Below are 19,658 nucleotides of genomic sequence, written 5' to 3'. Positions count from 1 at the left end.
ATATTGACGAGGTAATGACCAGGACCTGGCTGATTGTCACGATGCTGCGTCATGGTGCGGCGGTCCCGGAAGGCAAAATCCTGTACCAGCGCTGCTGCGGAGAGATTGAGCGGGTTCGAGAGGTGCTGGAAAAAGCGGGGTACGACAGGACCAGCATTGAGCATATTTCATTCGCACAGTGTGCGCTGCTGGATGAAGCGGTGCTGAGGCATCACGCGAGCATACAGGGTGATAATGACATTTCCGGTGACGCGTCACCACGCCCTGAGGCCGTACCGAAAGAATGGAAAGCGGTGCCGCTGCAGAGCCGGTATTTCAGCACCCTGCGGGCCGGAGGCACGCTCTGGCAGCGTATCACGGAAGTGCTGCATCAGCCCGCCCCGGTAGAGGCGGTGCTGACCTGCTATCACCGCGTGCTGGCCTTTGGGTTTCAGGGACTGTACACCCGTAAAGATGAGGATGTGTCTCAGCGGGACGCGGTGCTGAAGGCGCTGGCGGCCCGAGTGCCCCCGTTACCCTCAGATCTTTCTCTGGTGGTGCATCACCGTGCCCGTTATCGCTTCGGGTGGCTTCGTTCCTTCGGATTCTGGCTGGTTATGGCGCTGCTGGTGACCGGGCTTGCCTGGTGGGGCGGCCATCTCTGGCTGCAGTCATTGCTGACGACGCATTTGTCGGGGTTCACCTCCTGATGCCGGTATTGCTGATTTCCCGGATGGCGCTGTCTGCTGCACTTTGCTTTTGCTCGGCGATGTGGTTGCTGTGGGGATTTGTGCCGCTTTCAGTGCTGAGTCGCAGTCTGTTAACCGTACTGACAATGATGGCGGGCATGGGATGGGCGTTTCGTCACAGACAGACGGCGGAGGCGGCAGTACCTGATGATGAATTCGCGGGTATTGACGTGCACGGACCGGTGGTACTGGTCTGCGGCGACGGGGTGGAAGCGATGTTCGCCGGGCAGTCGCTTCGCCGGACATCCACCGGGTGCTGGTTACTGGCCGGGGCACCGGGGACACTGTCAGCTCAGGTCAGTCGCCTGCTCAGACACTCGCCAGCCCTGGCGGGGCGGTTATCGGTAGTGTACTGCTGCCAGCCGGACGGACAGGAAGATGAGGTGACCCTCCGGCTGTCGTTGAAAACCCTGCGCCAGCAGATTAAGCGGATAAAGGATGCGCACACGGTTTTGCTGCCGGTGGTGTTGCAGTGTCGCTTCGCTGGCCCCGACACGCCCTGGTTTATGGTTCAGGGGGCAGAGGTGAATGCCTGTGCAGATGATGGTGAAGTGTATGCCTTCAGTGAATGGCAGCAGCAGGATAATCACCTGGCCTGCATCCCGGTGTTGTCGCAGGCGATGGCGTTTTGCCGGGATATTCTGCTCAGTGAGCTGACACGTCCTGATGACTATTTTCCTGTGGTCTCTCCCCTTGCTGTGGTGCTTCGTCTGAACGCGCAACAGGCTGAAGACACCTCGCTCTGGCAGCGCTGGCTGATACGTGCGGCGGCAGTACGTTACCACGTTACTTCAGCACCTGCCTGCGAAGCCATGACCTTCGTGGATGCGCTGTTGCCGGTGCTTGCCCGCGCATCGTCACCGGTCGGTCATTCAGTTGCCGCGCGTTATACGCTGGCTTTTCTGACGGGCTGCCTGCTGGCTGCTCTGGCATTTTCCACCGTTAACAACGCTCAGTTGATTAACAGCACCCGGGATGTGCTCACCCGGTGGCGTGTACAACCCCCAGCCAGCCGGTCGCAGGTGTTACCTGCTGTGACGCAGCGCAGGCTGCTGCTTGAGCGCTGGCAGCGTCAGGGGGCACCGCTTCGCTACGGGCTGGGCCTGTATGCCGGAGAGCCGCTGCTGCTGGCGCTGCAGCAGGTGACGGATGGTGTGGTACCTGTTGCGCCACAGGTTGCGCAGGTGCCTTCCCGGACATCGGCCACGCCAGCGCAAACGATACGCCTGGATAGCCTGTCGCTGTTTGCGCCGGGCGAGGCTTCCCTGAAATCCGGCTCCACGAAGGTGCTGGTGAATGCGCTGGTCGGTATTAAGGCCAGGCCCGGCTGGCTGATTGTGGTCAGCGGGCATACCGACAACACCGGCAGCCAGCAACTTAACCAGACGCTGTCCCTGAAGCGTGCTGAAGCCGTGCGCGACTGGATGCGCGACACCGGCGGCGTGCCGGAAAGCTGTTTTGCGGTGCAGGGCTACGGGGCAACGCGTCCCCTGCAGACCAATGACACGACGGCGGGCCGGGCGGCCAACCGTCGGGTTGAAATCCGTCTGGTACCGCAGGCCGATGCCTGCCGGATACCGGGCTTAAAACCGGTGCCATCACAGGGTGGTGGCGCTTCTCAACGTAATCAATAAGGAATCAACAACATGGCAATTCCGGTTTATCTGTGGCTGAAGGACGATGGCGGTGCGGACATCAAGGGCTCCGTTGACGTGAAGGACCGCGAGGGCAGCATTGAGGTGGTGGCGCAGGAGCATAATCTGTACATCCCGACCGACAACAACACCGGCAAGCTGACCGGCACCCGTATCCACACCCCGTTTAAATTCACCAAGGAAATCGACGCCTCCAGCCCGTACCTGTACAAGGCGGTGACCACCGGCCAGACCCTGAAATCAGCCGAGTTCAGATGGTACAAAATCAACGATGCCGGTCAGGAAGTGGAGTACTTCAACACCCTGCTGGAAAACGTGAAGGTGGTGAAGGTCAATCCGGTGATGCATGACATCAAGGACCCGACCTACGAGAAGCACAACCACCTGGAGCAGCTTGAACTGCGCTACGAAAAAATCACCTGGACCTACAAGGACGGCAACATCATTCATTCCGATTCCTGGAACGAACGCGCCACCGCGTAACACACCGGCAGACGGGGTTATCCCTGTCTGCTTTTTTTTTGCTGAACGCCTGTCCGCACGGACGCTCTGCAAAAAACTACAACACAAAAATCTGACCTGATGCGCTTACGGGCTCCTGAACACCAGGACACAGCGAGGGGCGGTAGCGTGCCCGAAGGTCACCGACTGCGAGTAAATAAATATGGAAAATCCTGCCGTACTGCTGCGTCGCCTTAACCCGTTCTGCGCCCGGGCGCTGGAGGATGCGGCCACCCTGTGCCAGACCCGCGCCCATGCGGAAATCCACCCCGAGCACTGGCTGCTCAAACTGCTGGAGCAGGGCGAAGGCGACCTCACCGTGCTGGCCCGCCGCTATGAGTGGGACATGGACACCGTCTGGCAGGACCTGCTGACGTACCTGGACCGTCTGCCCCGGTCGGTGAAAAGCCGCCCGCAGCTGTCCGCGCAGTTTAATGAACTGCTGCGTCAGGCGTGGCTGTGCGCCTCGCTGGCGGGCGAAACGCAGATACGCAGTATTCATCTGCTGATGGCGTTCCGCAGCCATCCGTCGCTGCTGCACTGCGACGGCCTCTGGCCGCTGCTCTCCCTGACCGCCGGACAGATAACGCAGCTGCGACCGCTGCTCGATGTGCACTCCGATGAACGTCCGGAAGAACAGGAGAAAGAATCGGCGCTGATGGCGGGTGACGGCGGCGATACCGGAAACGGTAATGTGGAATTCGTCGGGCGTCCTGTGGGTGCAGATGCGCCCGTAATAAAAGAAGGCAAACCCACCACGGCATTACTGGCAGTTCTGGACCGTTTCACCACCGACGTCACCGCAAAAGCCAGGGACGGTAAAATCGACCCGGTATTTGGCCGTGACAATGAAATCCGCCAGATGGTAGATATTCTCTCCCGTCGGCGCAAGAACAACCCGATTCTGGTGGGCGAGCCGGGCGTCGGAAAGACCGCTCTGGTGGAGGGGCTGGCGCTGCGCATTGCGGAAGGTAACGTCCCGGAGTCGCTCAAGCCGGTTATCCTGCGCACCCTTGACCTCGGCCTGCTGCAGGCGGGGGCCGGTGTCAAAGGCGAGTTCGAACAGCGCCTCAAAAACATCATCGATGCGGTACAACAGTCCCCGTTACCGGTGCTGCTGTTTATCGACGAGGCTCACACCATCATCGGGGCGGGCAATCAGGCGGGCGGCGCGGATGCGGCCAACCTGCTGAAACCGGCGCTGGCCCGGGGGGAACTCAGAACCATCGCCGCCACCACCTGGAGCGAATACAAACAGTACTTCGAGCGCGACGCCGCGCTGGAGCGCAGGTTCCAGATGGTTAAGGTGGACGAACCGGACGACGACACCGCCTGCCTGATGCTGCGGGGGCTGAAGTCCCGCTACGCGGAGCACCACGGCGTACATATCAGCGATGAGGCGGTTCGCGCTGCCGTCACGCTGTCGCGGCGCTACCTCACCGGACGCCAGTTGCCGGACAAGGCGGTGGACCTGCTGGACACCGCCGCCGCCCGCGTACGCATGAGCCTCGATACGGTCCCGGAAGCCCTCACCCGGCTGGCAGCGCAGGAGAATGCCCTGGTGCTGGAAGAGGAGGCCCTGCTGGAAGACCAGGCGGTGGGGCAGTCAGTATCAGATACCCGGTTAGCGGAGATTGCGCAGCAGACCCGCCAGCTTACCGCCGAACAGCGGACACTGGAAGCTCGCCATCAGAAAGAGAAGGCGCTGGTCACGCAACTGCTGGAAAGCCGCAACGCTCCCGAATCACAACAGCAGACCGCAGAGCTGCAACAACAACTGCACACCCTGCAGGAGAACAGCCCGCTGCTGTGTCCGGACGTCGATGTACGCATGGTGGCGGAAGTCATCGCTGACTGGACCGGTGTTCCTCTATCCTCGCTGCTGAAAGACGAACAGACTGAGTTGCTGCATCTGGAGAACCTGCTGGCTGAACGTGTGGTGGGGCAGGCCGCTGCCCTCGCCGCCATCGCACAGCGTCTGCGGGCGTCGAAAACCGGGCTGACGCCGGAGAACGGCCCGCAGGGCGTGTTCCTGCTGGCAGGCCCCAGCGGCACCGGCAAGACCGAAACTGCCCACGCGCTGGCGGACGTGCTGTACGGCGGTGAAAAATCGCTCATTACCATCAACCTCTCGGAATACCAGGAGCCGCACACCGTCTCGCAGCTCAAGGGCTCCCCGCCGGGCTACGTCGGCTACGGCCTGGGCGGGATTCTGACCGAAGCGGTACGCAAACGCCCTTACTGCGTGGTGCTGCTCGACGAGGTGGAAAAAGCCCACCGGGACGTGATGAACCTGTTCTACCAGGTGTTTGACCGGGGCTTTATGCGCGACGGCGAAGGCCGGGAAATCGATTTTCGCAACACCGTTATCCTGATGACCTCGAACCTCGGCAGCGACCACATCATGCAGCAGCTTACAGAAAATCCGCAGACCACGGACGCCGAACTGCACACGCTGGTCAGACCGCTTCTGCGCGACCACTTCCAGCCCGCGCTGCTGGCGCGTTTTCAGACGGTGCTGTATCGCCCGCTCGGCGAAGCGCCGCTGCGCACCATCGTGGCGATGAAGCTTGAGAAGGTCACCCAACGGCTCGCCCGTCACTACGGCATCACCACCACCCTTGACGAAAGCCTTTATGACGCGCTGGCAGCAGCCTGCCTGTTGCCGGACACCGGGGCGCGCAATATCGACAGCCTGCTCAGCCAGCAGATACTGCCGGTGCTGAGCCAGCAACTGTTGCATCATCTTGCTGCCGGACAGAAGCCGCAGCACCTGACGCTCGGCTGGCATGATGAGGAAGGTATCGTGATGGCGTTTGTGGCCCCGGAAAAAGAGGTGAACCATGAGTGAGATACTGACCGGTCTGGCAGACCTGGCCGCTCAGACGCTTATCAGCCAGTCCCGTTATCGCCTGGACGTGCATGAATGCCCGCATTTTCTGGACGTGCTGTCGTTCAGGGCAGAAGAATCCCTCAGTGCGCCCTGGCATTATCATATCCGGGTGACCTGCGGGGCTGCGGATATTGCCTGCGATGCGCTGTTGCTGAAATTTGCGTCATTTACGTTTCAGGTGCCGGATTTTAACGGCAGGGCCGCCACCCCCTTGCGTACCCTGCACGGCGTGGTGAAGTCTTTCAGACGACTTTCCACCTCGGCGGATGAAACGACGTACCAGCTGACCCTGGTGCCGCGTATTGCACTGCTGCAGTTCACCCGCCAGAGCGCCATTTACCAGAATGTTACCGTGCCGGAGCTGGTGGAGCAGATACTGCGCTCTCACGGTCTGGAAGGCCCGGACTTTGCGTTTCGCCTGACGCTGGACTACCCGGTGCGCGAACTTATCACCCAGTGGCAGGAGACGGACCTGGCGTTTGTGCAGCGCATTCTGGCTGAGGTCGGGATTTTCTGGCGTACGGAGATGGATGAGAAACGCCAGATGGATGTTGTGGTATTCATGGATACCCAGGCGCAGTATCTGTTCGGGACCCGGCTACCATTACGTTCTCCATCGGGGACCAGTGATAACGGCCAGGCGAGCATCTGGGCTGTCCGCACCTCGCATCAGGTGGTAAGCAGCCGCGTGACCACCCGTGATTACAACTACCGGCAGGCGCTGATACCTCAGGACAGCACGGAAAGCCTCAGCGGTGACGACGGTATTACGACTGGAGAGGTCTACCACTATGCGGAGCCTTTTCTGTCGGCTGGCGATACGGCAACCCCGGAGGCCGGGGCGTTTTATGCCCGGCTGCGCCATGAACGGATTCTGAACGCACAGCACCAGGTCACCGGGCGTTCGACCAGCCCGCAGCTGTTACCCGGCCAGGTGCTGGAGAGCGACGTTTCCCTGCCGGAGAGCCTGAAAGAGGGGATGGTCATCACCCGTATTCGCAGTCGTGGCTCCCGACGCAGCAGCTTTATTCTGGATTTTGATGCCATTCCCTACAGTGAAACGGTCTGTTTTCGTCCTCCTCTGGTCGCCCGCCCGGTGGTTGCCGGAACGCTGGTGGCGCGTGTGGAAAGTGAAACCACGGGCGACAGCTATGCCTGGCTGGACCTGCAGGGGCGCTATCGCGTCCGGCTCAACGTGGACCGCAGCGACAGCGGTGCCGGAGAAGCGTACCTCTGGCTGCGGCTCGCGAAGCCGTACGCCGGATATGAATACGGCTGGCACGCCCCGCTGCTGGACGGCACGGAAGTGGCGGTTGCCTTTGATGCAGGCGACCCGGACCGGCCTTACATTGCCAGCGCCCTGCATGACTCAGAACACCCTGACCCGGTGACGCAGGACAACCATACCCGTAACGTGCTGCGTACCCCGTCCAACAACAAACTGCGTCTGGAGGACCAGCAGGCGCAGGAGCATATCAAACTGGCGACGGAATATGGCAAGAGCCAGCTGAATATGGGGCATCTGGTCAACGCTGAGCTCCAGGTCCGGGGAACCGGCTTCGAGCTGCGCACCGACGAATACGGTGCCCTTCGTGCGGCACGGGGACTGTTTCTGAGTGCTGACGAGCAGCCAAAAGCGCAGGGTCAGGTGCTGGAGATGAGCGCGGCGGTCGGTCAGATAACGCAGGCAAATAACGAAATGCAGGCGCTGCATGACGCGGCACAGGCGGCTCAGGCGCTGACCTGTGATATCCGGGCCCAGAGAGCGCTGCTCGATGAACGGCTCAAACAGCTGCAGTCAGCGGTACTGCTGGCAAGCGCCCCCCGTGGCGTGGCCTTCACCTCGGGTGAACATGTACAACTGACGGCCAGCCAGAACGTGATGGTCAACGCCGGTCAGCATCTTGATCTGGGGGCGATGAACAACGTCTCGGTGGCGGCAGAGGCGTCTCTGGGGCTCTTTGCGCATAAAGACGGCATGAAACTGATTGCCGGTCAGGGAGATATTGCCATCCAGGCCCAGCACAATAAGCTGGCGCTCAGCGCGGAGAAGCAGGTCACCATCACCAGTACCGACGATGAAATCATCATCAGTACGCCGAAAACGCTGACGCTGAACGGTGGCGGTTCTTACCTGAAGCTGAGTGAGAATGGCATTGAGCATGGCTCTGAAGGGAAGATGATCATGAAGGTGGCGGAGTATCTGGTTCCTGGCTCGGGAGCAAGCCTTTCTGCAGATACCTCAGAGTTCGGCGTATCCACGCTGACGGAAGTGAAGCATATTGACAGCAAGTCATTTCACGACTGACGGAGGAGGATTGTCGCCATCTTTTCGTGGATAGATAACATGACTCAACAAAGAATCCGGAAACCAGCAGGATAGAACGTATCTCATTTTAAATTAGAAAATGCTGATGCAGAGCGAATGTTAGTGATTTATTAAAAATAAGGTTTTAGGGTGATATCATGAAAAATTATACGAAATTATTTTTGATACTCTTTATATTTTTTCTGGGTTTACGTGTTTCTTTCGGAGGGGAAGGCAACTCAGATGAAACATTCAAGTCTCCTGAAGGTGTTGTAATTGCATTTTATACTGATTACCTGAGAGCATTTAACAATTCAGACGCCAGTGCAAGTATTGAGCAGTCACAAGATGCTATTGATAAATATACATCCAGACATTTGCAAAATGAACGGGACTCCGATGATACTGGTGGGGACTATTTTACAGCTGCACAGGATATTTGTACTGACTGGATCAAAAATTTAAAAACTAAGAAAGTAAACATTAATGACGACTCTGCAAATCTCGAACTCACTCTCGGTGTTAATAATAGTGAGTCAAATTATATTATTAGATTAAAACGAAAGGATGAACGTTGGCTTATAGATTCCGTGAAATTTGAATCAAGAAAGTCAGAAACGTGCAATCAGGATTAATGGTGAGTTAAATGTTTAATAAATTAAACGCCATTTCGGTGCTTAATGCTAACGCGGAAATTATTGCAAGAAGTAATGCGGACCGCTATCGAAGAGGATTGGACTCTCATCTTAAGTATGGAAGATCTCAGTGTGCTCATTACGTCAAAGTAGCCTTGATACAAGGTGGTTTGTCCTCAGACAATTCAGAGATAAACTCAGCAAAAGACTATGGCCCATGGCTCATTGAAAATAATTTCAAACCTGTATTAAACCCTGCCACCGTTAAAAACGGTGGGGTTTACTCAATTTCAGGCCAACAAGCTGGGGATGTAGTTGTAATCCAGGCAGCACCAAACCATGTTCATGGCCACATGGCGATGTTTGATGGTTCTAAATGGATTTCTGATTTCGCTCAGGATAAAGGTTTTTATCCTGCACAGGTATATCGTGATAATAATATTGCATATACACTTTATCGTTACACTGATAATACTACTGAAACTCAAAGCGTTGTAGCACAGAAAAATATAAGTATTGTATGGCCGATCCACTCCAACAGTAGGGGAGGAGAGTTTAAAAATAAGGAAGCTATTCTTGAGCATTTGGCCGGAGAGTCGACGGGACTTTTTCTTGTCGGGCGTAGTGGGATGTGGCATCCAGGGATCCATATCACGCAGGTCACGACCCCCTGGTGTGCGCTTAGCGGCAAAGCGGTATCAGAGCACACAGACTTCCCTGTGGCGTACAAAGGGGAGCAGGCTGTGCGTTGTATGGCTGATGGAGAAGTCGTTGCCTACCGGATCTGCCAGGATTATCTCGATATTCCATGGGAATCCGGGCCGCTATTGTTTTCCGGCTCATTTTTGCTGGTACGTCACTATATTCAGCCGGGAGAGACAGAAAAAAGTGGCCTGCATTTTTATACTCTCTATATGCATCTGGCTCCTTATTCAGCTTATGACGAACAGCAGGATAAACCCCTCTGGACAGTTCAGAATGCACTGTCGGTTTATCACCCTGACTGGCTCATGGTTGCGGCAAGCCATAACCCGGATTCAGTAAACAGTAGTTACCGGGCTGGGACGATCCCGAAAGGTGCCATTGTCGAATGGGATGAGTCTGACGACAGTCTGCACGTGATGGGCTTCAACCAGCGCAAATACGGTCTGGTGACTTACCAGGGGCTGAATGAAGAAGCACAAAAAAACAATGTAAAAACATCACTTAAAGCCGGACAGCAGTACTGGATGCTGGTTGATAACCACAATATCGCTCCGGGGGCCGGTTCTGTGGTGCTGCCTGCATGGTGGCGTTCCTTGATGCCACCGGCGAAAGATAGCATGATATTTGACCAGGTCGTATGTCCGGAGCCTTTCGCTATCCACGCGGGTGATCCGGTTGGGCATCTGGGATATTATCAGTCGCCGAAAGATGGTAGTTATGTTTCGCGTTATCAGGTGCATATTGAGTGCTTCAGTATGGATGAGAACCTGCCGCAGTTTCTCAACAATCCGGAAAAGGTCGGTGCTGAACATCCGCTGTGGCTGAAGTATTCGCCGGATCTGGAGCTGTACAGCAAAAATATCCGGGCCGGAACGTTTGCGGAAGATGGTCGGGTGACCAGCCGGTCCGGATTGCTGAAACTGAGCGACCTGAGAACAGAGACGGATGACACGACAAAAGAGGAATACTGGCAACTGCCCCCTGAAAATGGCTATGTCCCTAAAGGTCTGGCTCAACTGGAATTATTATCTCAGTATGACCTGGGGAAACTGGGTTTCAGAACGGAAATTGTAGACCCTCCGAGTTTTGATTACCTTGATGGTAAAACCCAGCCAGTGGGGCTGGTGCGGCGTATTATTGAATGGATTCTAGAAGTGGCTAAAAACGATCCGCGTCCCAGCCATGCAATGGCAAAACACGGTTACCAGTACCTGCTGAATAAGATTGACAGCGGGGAACCGTATTACTCTTCTGGTGAATACCTGCGGGCGGTTCACCGACCGGACTACCAGGATGTTGTGCAAAAAGCGATAGTTAAGCATCCGAGCGACTGGTATCACAAAAAAGGCGATGCAATATGGCAGTCATTTCTGGAACCGTTAAAGAAAGAAGCACCGGAGTGGAAGGCTTATAGTGAGGCTTTTATCGACAAGATGGCCTGGATGCAGGATGCCAGTAAATTAAAACTTGGGCCATCACTATGGCATATGCATCCAGTAATGTTTTTAGGTTTCTTAATGCCGCGAGCCAAACACATCGGGAAAATCACAGGGAAGGATTTTGTTAAATATGTATTTGCAGAGGCTAAAGAAAATGAAGAAACGTCGCGCGTGCCCGCAGCAATAACAACAGCACAGGCTATCTTAGAAACAGGCTATGGTAAATCGGTCCCTACTGACATTAAGTCTAAAAAATATAGCTACAACATCTTTGGAATTAAAGCTCATGGTAACCAAGATTATGTTGAAGACTATACTCATGAAGTGGAAAATGGGAAGCGAGTTAGAATAATAGATAAATTTCAAGCTTACGATTCTTATTCTGACAGCATCAAAGGGAGAGCCGATTTCTTTAAAAAGAATCCTCGATATCATTTTTTGTTTAATAGTTCAGATCCCATTAAGTGGGCTAAAGGTTTACAAAAGGCTGGATATGCTACAGATCCAAATTATGCAAATTCATTGATTAGTGTTATGAAAAGTCAGGGGCTTATAAAATGAAAGCTTTAATTGTATTGTTACTCTCATTTGTACCATTAATTTCCAATGCCGAGGATTTTTGTTCAAGCGTATCTGCCAAGGCAGATATAGAAAGAGCTATAATCCCAAGTAGTGATTCTGGTTATAAAGTATCAGGGAAAGGGCGGGCTTATTTCTATTTGGCCCCGAATGAAAAATGTGCAATCAAAAACTTATTTATAATTCCTGGTGATCTTGTGAACGGATATGCGGATTATAATAACTTTACATATATAATGTATTTCACAAAAGATGGCAAAGACGTAGAGGGGTGGATGAAGTCTAATCGGTTGGCACCAACAGGTACCGGCATTGGACCATCAGAAAAAAAGCTAAAACAGCATAGCGATTGAAATCGCTCATTCATAAAGAAAACAACTTTTAATGGATTAGGTTTTAACGAGTTACAATACTGATAGTATTAAAGCATATTACATAGAGGAAGTCCTGGCAGCCTGTACATCACCTGACTTTAGGGTGCAAGAAAAAGCATGGTTTAACAAAAATGTAATTCATGCTTTTCCCCTGGATATAGAGGTTAACATGAGAAAAACTGTGTCTTTGATAGTTTCATTTTTGCCTATGTATGGCATGGCCAACAGTTTCGACTTGCCCACAGTTCACTCAATAAAAAATGGAACCCAATGTGAAATATCTTTTAATGATAATGGTCACTTCCAATCGACGCAGTATAAACGATGTGGTGCGGGTGGCATGGAGGTATCAGGTAGAAATCCTCAACCACCAGGATATGGTTGGAATGAGTCACTGTTTTCATTACATCCAGAATATACGCCTATTGGAATTTTGTGGGCTTTTGAAAATAAAGGGTTAAGTGGTCATGGTGGGAATCGGCAAGTAACAAGCAGGAAAAAAGGTTATATAATTTTCCCATCAGTTTTAGCTGCAATGGAGTATAAAGTTGATTATATAAACAGAAATGGTGGTAATTGGGCGCGCTGGCACTCACGAGATCCTTCAGTACAAGAATATTATAGAACTGCAATTTCTAAAATGAGGCACCCATTTATCGATGAAATCAATAAAGAGGATAAATGAAAAATCATATCAAAATAATAATTCCATTGCTTTCCTTGCTTCCTTTGTCTGTGTCATATTCAGCAACTCCAGAACAGTGTTATTCATACTTACTGAGTTAGTGAGAAGTAGTAATTATCCATTCAATGACTGGGGTGTTAAGCCGCGAAAAGTAAATTTAATAATTGATGAGGATGATAGTGAAATCATTAGAGCGAAACTAGAGGTTGATACTGATGGTACAGGAACAATAGGGTGGATAGTGTTTGATAAGAGTAATGGCGAGTTACTTAACACGACTATCGATCCAGAAAAACCAATCAAACTAACTTATAATAGAGAATATGAGAAAGCTCAGAAATACTGTCTTTTAGGTGATGTTGTTTATCGGGTTAGAAGTAAGGAACGGGTGTATTTCTTTGATAAAAAAGACTCAGATATGAGACAAACTAAAACATTTATCATTAATGGAGATTATGTTCATCTTTTAGGAATAGAAGGAGAGTATAGCAAAGTATCGTATCAAACAAAATCAGGGCGTACAATCACGGGCTGGGTTGAATCAACCTTGTTGAGTCAAATCGATTTTAAAAACACCTGGTAAGCACAGGGTGAGACAATGAAATCTATTCGCATTTTTTTTGATTTTTTAATAAGGAATTTACTCATGTTACCTATTATTCGTAAGGGTGATAAAACCACCCACGGTGGTGCGGTTCTCACTGGTTCAGAAACAATGAAATTTGGTGGGGTTGGTGTAGCACGTAAAGGTGACAAAGTTTCCTGCCCGGTTAACGGTCATGGTCCTACCACGATTATTGAGGGTAACCCTGATTATCTTGATCATGGTGTTCCCGTGGCGTTTCACGGCCATAAATGTGGCTGTGGTTGTACACTGATTAGCTCCTTTTCTCCGGCTAAGGTGGGCTGAAGATGCCTGTCTGGCTGGATGCTATTCCAGAGAAAGCGGCGAAGGTCCGGCGTCCAGACACCCGGCGTTGGCTGCTGTTTCTCGCATTTGTCATGCTGACTGGAATTATACTGACGCTCTGGCGATGGACGTCAGAACGTACAGGATTTGTTTTCTGGTTCACCGCGCTGGGATTACCTTTTTGTTGCTGGGGCCTGATTTTTTCAGGCCGGCGTTTGGGTTACAAAATTCAGCAGGTTGCTGCTGAGTCCCGAAATGTGGCACGTGAAGCGCTTATTGACCAGGAGGTTCGTCGTGGGCAACGTTGCGCCTGGATCCTCGCCACACGTATCCAGCTTGCTGCCGGAAATAAACCAGGGCAGTTACTGTCTGCCATCAGCAAAGCTGCCCCCGTCGCGGAACTGTCACCATCACGGGGCAGTTCCGCACCGGTCAATTATGCCGCTATGATTGATTTTCGACAGGATTTGCCGAAAGCGCTGGATGACGCAGTGAACAAACTGTCATCGAGTCTGGCTGGAGTGGTAAAACATCTTCCCCGGGGAATCGCCTGCTGGCTGGCGCTGGATTGTGACACTGACCTGGAGTCTGAGGTTAAGCCTCTTCTCATCAGTAAATTTTTGCAGGTGACCGGTAGCACTTTTCATCTTCTCTCTGAAAGAGGGGCGGCTGCGTTTGATTTCTGGCTGGATCAATGTCATGAGGTGCCGGGGATCCTTGTTGCTGTCACATTTTCTCTTCCGTCCATTCCCCGGGCGGGAGAGGCTGATGCTGTGACCATGATGGTGCTCTGCAACCGCAAATCGGTGGCATTTCCTGACGCCCCTCGTCTCCACAGACCTGAAAAAGGTCGTAATACTACCCTCGTGAAAACCCTGAACAGAGCCCTGCTGTGGGCCGGAATTGATGCCTGCGCGTTACAGGGCGGGTGGAGTAGTGGCCCACTACTGGAGACGGGAGCGAGCTGGAATACGGCCTGTGAAGAAAATGGACTGACATACAGTCTGTCAGAAAACAACGTTTGCTTCGATCCTGTCCTGGGGTATTGCGGTCAGGCGGCTCTGTGGGTTGCCGCAGGGTTGGCGGAAGCAGTTTGTGAGACAAGGGGACCCCAGCTTATTGCCGCCCAGCCAGCAGCTGATATTGATGAGATTTGGGTCATGGTTATCACTAAAGAAAAAATGCACGAGGAACGGCAAGGGAATGTCTAAAGTAAAAGTGAAAACACTGATTGGCACGACTGTTGCTGTTCTGTTTTTTCTGACGGTGATCGTGGTTTTTTTGTTTTATGCCTTTCCGGAAACAATGGTGTCCACTACGGGGCTTGGTCCCTGGGACGGTCAGCGGATCTTCACCTGTTGTTCGCTGATGGCTGCTATCTGGTTTTTAGTGGGCTGGCTGACTGAACAGATGTTCAATGCTTCAGGTAAATCCGGTCTGTATTATCAGTGGGGCGCAAACCGGAAGCAGGGTGTCGGGGTTATATTAACCGACCTCCCCGAGGTCGGAAGTCGTGAAAAAAGTCTCTGTGTTGAAACTATCCGCGATCACCTTCAGCTCCGCTACGGCCCTCGCTGGCAAAAGAAGGTCCGTATTTTCCTGGTGACGGGGAGTCCGGAAGATACGGAGAGCGCTGCCCCCAGGCTGAGCAGTGAGCACTGGCAGGAAGCGGAGGGGTGTCTGCTGGTTTACGGTGGCGATGCGCAGTTGCCGCCGGATGAAAACGTCTTATCCGTGCTCAGACAACTTCGTCCCCGCCAGCCGGTGACCGGGATTGTCCAGATAGTGCATACGGACGCTTTCCCCGATGAACAGGCGCGTGATGCCTGCATCCGTTACCGCCAGAAAGCCGACCAGCTCCTGGGCTGGCAGGCTCCGGTCTGGCTGTGGCTGCCGCTGGCGCATCAGGGGTTTCCTGAGGGAGGATCCAGCCAGGCGGTTGCGGCTCTGTCGGGACCGGGATGCACGCCGGAAGCCTTACTGTCACAGGTGGATGCGCTGGTTCCCCGTCTGCGTCAGGTGGGGATGACGGCGGTGCTGAATGACCTGCGCCACGACGGGTTGTTGAGCCTGTCGTCCCGGTTGCAGGATGCCTTACGCAGCGATATTAAGACGCTGGTGACCTGGGTGTTGGGTGCAACGGCACCTTATCGTCTGCGTGGCCTCGTCTTCAGTCCGGCACAGACCCGTACCGCATCGCTTCCTCACAGTGCGATGTCCTCGCCGGGATGGCAGACCATTGCACAGGACAGCGTGGTGGTTCGTGCCCGAAAAATCACGGCGGACTGGAGAACCCGGGGGAAAGCTCTCCTGCTGGCGCTCATCGTGCTGTGGGGCACGGGCACCGGTCTGTCGCTTGCCGTGAACCGTACACAAATTTATCTGGTGCAGAAGACCGCCAGCCAGGCGGCGGATACCCACAGTTCGCTGGCCGTTCGACTGCATCACCAGATGGCGCTGCAGCAGGCTATTGCCCGTCTTCAGTACCGGGAAGCCCGGGGAGCGCCGTGGTACACCCGTTTTGGCCTCAATCAGGACCACGATACGCTTGCGGCTCTGTGGCCGCTTTATGCCCGCAATAATACCCTGCTGATGCGTGATGCCACCGCACAACAGCTCATCGCCCGTCTTCGTGCCTTTGTTCGTTTGCCGCCTGCGAGCGATGCGCGGACGAAGGAGGCGCAGCAGGCTTACGGGCTGCTGAAAGACTATCTGATGATGTCGCGGCCGGACAAAGCGGATGCTGCCTGGATGGCAAAATATATCCTGACGGCCTGGCCGCAGCGTGATGGCGTGCCTGCGGGCACCTGGCAGACGCTGGCACCCTCGCTGGCGGCGTTCTGGGGACAGAATCTGGCGGCCCATCCTGAATGGGCGGTGACCCCCAATCGCGAACTGGTGGGGACGGTGCGCCAGATCCTGCTTAAGCAAATCGGTCAACACAATGCGGACTCCGGGTTGTACCAGCAGATGCTGAAACAGATTGCCAGCAACTGGCCGGACCTGACGCTGGCCGATATGACCGGCGATACGGATGCGTCTTCCCTGTTCTCCACAGACGAGGTGGTGCCGGGGATGTTCACCCGTCAGGCCTGGGAGTCACAGGTGCAGAGCGCCATTGATAATGTCGTGAAATCCCGCCGGGATGAGATTGACTGGGTGCTGACCGACAAGGCGCACAAATCTGGCGGTGAGGTGTCGCCGGAGGCGTTAAAGGCCAGGCTGACGGAACGCTATTTTACCGATTTTGGTAACTCCTGGCTCGGCATGCTCAACAGCATTCGCTGGCATCCTGCCTCGTCACTGTCCGGCGCGATGGGGCAGCTTAACCTGCTGTCCGATGCCCGGCAGTCTCCCCTGGTGGCGCTGATGAACACCCTCAGCTACCAGGGAAAAACCGGCCAGAAAGGCGGTGCGCTGGCAGACTCGCTGGTGGACTCAGCGAAAAAGCTGATGGGGAAAGTGACGGACGGCGAGCAGTTCGCCGCGCAGGCCCGGGGGCCGGAAGGTCCTCTTGATGGCGTGTTTGGTCCCCTGCTGGGACTGATGGGGGGGCATGAGGGCGTCGACAGCGGTGACACGCTCAGCTTTGGGACATGGCTTACCCGCGTCACGCAGTTGCGGCTGAAACTGCAGCAGGTGACCAGCGCACCCGATCCGCAGGAGATGGCGCAGGGGCTGGCCCGGGCGGTGTTTCAGGGAAAATCCGGCGATCTGACCGATACCCGGGATTATGGAAGCCTGGTGGCCGCGAGCCTCGGGCAGGCGTGGGGCGGATTCGGGCAGGCCCTGTTTGTGCAGCCGCTGGATCTGGCCTGGCGTCAGGTACTGGCTCCGGCGGCGGGCGGGCTGAACGCCCGCTGGCAGAGCGCCATCGTGAGGCCCTGGAATACCGCCTTTACCGGACGCTATCCGTTCAGTGCCACCGGCAGTGATGCCTCTTTATCGATGCTGGCACAGTTTTTACGGGCGGACACGGGGCGGATTTCCACCTTCCTGCACGCGAATCTGGGGGGCATGCTGCGTCTGGAAGGCAACCGCTGGGTGGTGGATCCTGCGGCAAGCCAGGGGATGCGTATCAACCCGGCGTTTCTTTCGGCGGTGAACCAGCTGACCGCGCTGTCCGACATCGTCTTTGCGGGCGGTGACGCCGGGGTTCATTTTGAACTCCTGCCCCGGCCGTCGAAAGACGTGGCCCGGATGCAGCTGACGGTGGACGGACAGCAACTGGATTACTTTAACCAGATGGAGAGCTGGCAGAGCTTCGCCTGGCCGGGTGACACCTACAGTCCGGGCGAGACGCTGAGCTGGCAGAGTAACCATAACGGGGGGCTTCAGCTGTATGACAGCCAGCAGGGCGTATGGAGTCTTATCCGCCTGCTGGAGAAGGCCAGAACCACGCCGCTGGACAGCAGCCGTACTCAACTTCTCTGGCTGACGACTGACGGTCACCCGCTCAGTATGGTTCTGCGCAGTGAACTGGGCGGTGGGCCCCTGGCATTACTGAAACTGAGGAACTTTCGGCTGCCGGAAACGATTTTTGCGGGAGAACATGATGCGGTATCCGATAAGCATGATGCGTCCCTTTTATCCGGGGAGGACGACGAGTGAATACCCCTGAACACCTGCTTCACCTGAGCGCACCTGATGCAGAGACACAGCAGCGGTTACTGCAGGTCGCGCAGGAGACGCTCTCGGGTCTGGAAGACTGGCTGCAGCCTTTTGGCGACGTTGCGCCAGCGGGCGAAGATCCGGCCTACGAGGACGATTTTTTGTGGATGCGCGAGGAGATAAACAAAACCTCGGGCGGGGATCTGCCGCAGCTTTGTCTGCGGGCGGGATCGTTCCTTTACCATACGGCCAAAGATATCCGCGTGGCGACCTGGTATACCCTGGCCCGCCTGCAGGATGAAGGGCTCCGGGGGTTGAGTGAAGGACTGTTGCTGCTTGCCGGACTGGTGTCACGTTTCGGCGTTCAGCTGCATCCTCAGCGGGCGAATGCCCGACGGGCATCGCTGGAATGGCTCAACAGTGAGCGCATTATCGACGGTCTCGGGCGTTTCCCGGGCGTGGTGGCGGAAGACACGGCCACGGTGGCGACGGCCCTGGTGCAGTTACACCAGTCGGTGAGTCAATGGCCGGAAGCGGAACGACCTGTCTTTACGGGGTTATGCCAGGCCCTGCGTGTACAGCTTGAACGTGCGGGCGGCGCGGGTGCGATGCTGCCCCAGAATGTCAGTCATCAGGTGGTGTCTCCTGCTCCTCAACCCTTTTCCGGGGGCGCGGTACCGGGAAAACTGTCCGCGAGGGAAGTCCTCGATCAGGCCCGTCATCTGTCACGCTGGCTGGGCGAACAGCCGTCAGGCTGGCTGGCCGCACACCGTCTGATGAAAACCATCCGTTGGGACACCGTTGAGCAGTTGCCTCCGCTGGCGGCGGACGGTACAACCCGGCTGAATCCCCCCCGTGCCGATTACCGGGCACAGTTGATCCGCCTTTACCGTCAGCAAAGCTGGTCGGCGCTGGTCACCCTTGCCGATCAGTTTTTTGCGGAAGGCGTCAATCATTTCTGGCTCGATCTGCAGTGGTATCTCTGGCAGGGGCTGAGCAAGGCCGGGGAACAACCTGAGGTCATTGCAGAGGCGGTGCTGGCGGATTTACGGCTGTTTCTGACACGACTGCCCGGTATTGAGACGCTGGCCTGGAATGACGGCAGTCCGTTTGCTGATGAGGTCACTCTGCACTGGATAGCGGAACACGTGAATGCCTCCTCCGGGCATCCGGGCCATGAGCCTGCCGCGACGACGGTTGCGGTGGATGAGGACATACAGACCCTGGAAGCGGAGGCGATCGCGAAGGGGGACAGCGACGGCCCGGAGGCCGCTCTGGCGTGGCTGCAGACCCGTCCGGGGTTTGAGACTCCACGGGGCCGGTGGCTGGTGCGCCTGCTGATGGCCCGCGTGGCGGAGCAGTACGGCCGAAATGACATGGCAATGCATCTGCTGGGCGAGCTGGCTGCGCAGGCACCGCAGCTGACGCTGGCGGACTGGGAGCCGGGGTTGCTGTTTGAAGTGCTTGCCCGGCGTCTGAAGCTGCTTCGCCTGCGGGCGGGGCGTCACGACAGTGAGCGTGCACGGCTGGCTCCGGAGATGGACAGCCTGCTGGCCTCGCTGGTTAACCTCGATCCTGCCCGGGCCATGGTGCTCTGCAGTTGACCCTTTTTTGACAGGCTATCAGGAAGACAGG

14 protein-coding genes are annotated in these 19,658 nt (G+C 55.3%); all 14 read left to right on the top strand.

The window, feature by feature from the left end; translation table 11 throughout:
• Positions 1-14 precede the first annotated feature (14 nt).
• On the top strand, positions 15-689 hold the full coding sequence (gene tssL, locus ACERY3_RS24275) for a type VI secretion system protein TssL, short form (protein ID WP_373226634.1): 675 nt from the start codon (positions 15-17) through the stop codon (positions 687-689).
• Positions 626-2,362: an OmpA family protein gene (locus tag ACERY3_RS24270; RefSeq protein ID WP_373226633.1), complete on the top strand. Its 1,737-nt coding sequence runs from the start codon at positions 626-628 to the stop codon at positions 2,360-2,362. Before tssL ends, ACERY3_RS24270 begins: the two co-directional genes overlap by 64 nt.
• A gap of 12 nt (positions 2,363-2,374) precedes the next feature.
• Complete coding sequence (locus tag ACERY3_RS24265; RefSeq protein ID WP_373226632.1) at positions 2,375-2,866, top strand: Hcp family type VI secretion system effector; 492 nt, start codon at positions 2,375-2,377, stop codon at positions 2,864-2,866.
• Between the two features lie 181 nt (positions 2,867-3,047).
• Positions 3,048-5,735: a type VI secretion system ATPase TssH gene (gene tssH / locus ACERY3_RS24260; RefSeq protein ID WP_373226631.1), complete on the top strand. Its 2,688-nt coding sequence runs from the start codon at positions 3,048-3,050 to the stop codon at positions 5,733-5,735.
• A complete protein-coding gene (locus tag ACERY3_RS24255; RefSeq protein ID WP_373226630.1) occupies positions 5,728-8,085 on the top strand; it encodes a type VI secretion system Vgr family protein in 2,358 nt (785 codons plus the stop codon). The genes tssH and ACERY3_RS24255 overlap by 8 nt, the downstream gene beginning before the upstream one ends.
• Positions 8,086-8,243: 158 nt before the next feature.
• Entirely contained in the window at positions 8,244-8,720 is a 477-nt protein-coding gene (locus ACERY3_RS24250; RefSeq protein WP_373226629.1) for a DUF3828 domain-containing protein, read from the top strand.
• An 11-nt stretch (positions 8,721-8,731) separates the two neighbouring features.
• Entirely contained in the window at positions 8,732-11,425 is a 2,694-nt protein-coding gene (locus tag ACERY3_RS24245) for a glycoside hydrolase family 73 protein (RefSeq protein ID WP_373226627.1), read from the top strand.
• The gene (locus ACERY3_RS24240; protein WP_373226626.1) at positions 11,422-11,796 is read left to right on the top strand and encodes a hypothetical protein; all 375 of its coding nucleotides are present in this window, start codon (positions 11,422-11,424) and stop codon (positions 11,794-11,796) included. The genes ACERY3_RS24245 and ACERY3_RS24240 overlap by 4 nt, the downstream gene beginning before the upstream one ends.
• 124 nt (positions 11,797-11,920) lie before the next feature.
• Positions 11,921-12,502, top strand: coding sequence for a hypothetical protein (locus tag ACERY3_RS24235; RefSeq protein ID WP_373226625.1), 582 nt, complete (start codon positions 11,921-11,923; stop codon positions 12,500-12,502).
• On the top strand, positions 12,477-13,085 hold the full coding sequence (locus ACERY3_RS24230; protein ID WP_373226624.1) for a hypothetical protein: 609 nt from the start codon (positions 12,477-12,479) through the stop codon (positions 13,083-13,085). Before ACERY3_RS24235 ends, ACERY3_RS24230 begins: the two co-directional genes overlap by 26 nt.
• A gap of 63 nt (positions 13,086-13,148) precedes the next feature.
• Positions 13,149-13,412: a PAAR domain-containing protein gene (locus ACERY3_RS24225; RefSeq protein WP_373226672.1), complete on the top strand. Its 264-nt coding sequence runs from the start codon at positions 13,149-13,151 to the stop codon at positions 13,410-13,412.
• 2 nt (positions 13,413-13,414) lie between these two features.
• Entirely contained in the window at positions 13,415-14,623 is a 1,209-nt protein-coding gene (locus ACERY3_RS24220; RefSeq protein ID WP_373226623.1) for a hypothetical protein, read from the top strand.
• Complete coding sequence (locus ACERY3_RS24215; protein WP_373226622.1) at positions 14,616-18,023, top strand: ImcF-related family protein; 3,408 nt, start codon at positions 14,616-14,618, stop codon at positions 18,021-18,023. The genes ACERY3_RS24220 and ACERY3_RS24215 overlap by 8 nt, the downstream gene beginning before the upstream one ends.
• Positions 18,020-19,627: a type VI secretion system protein TssA gene (tssA, locus tag ACERY3_RS24210; protein WP_373226621.1), complete on the top strand. Its 1,608-nt coding sequence runs from the start codon at positions 18,020-18,022 to the stop codon at positions 19,625-19,627. The genes ACERY3_RS24215 and tssA overlap by 4 nt, the downstream gene beginning before the upstream one ends.
• Positions 19,628-19,658 lie beyond the last annotated feature (31 nt).

The organism is Enterobacter cloacae complex sp. ESBL7, assembly GCF_041679625.1.
GTDB lineage: Bacteria > Pseudomonadota > Gammaproteobacteria > Enterobacterales > Enterobacteriaceae > Enterobacter > Enterobacter asburiae_B.
This window is presented reverse-complemented; position numbering and strand designations above follow the sequence as displayed.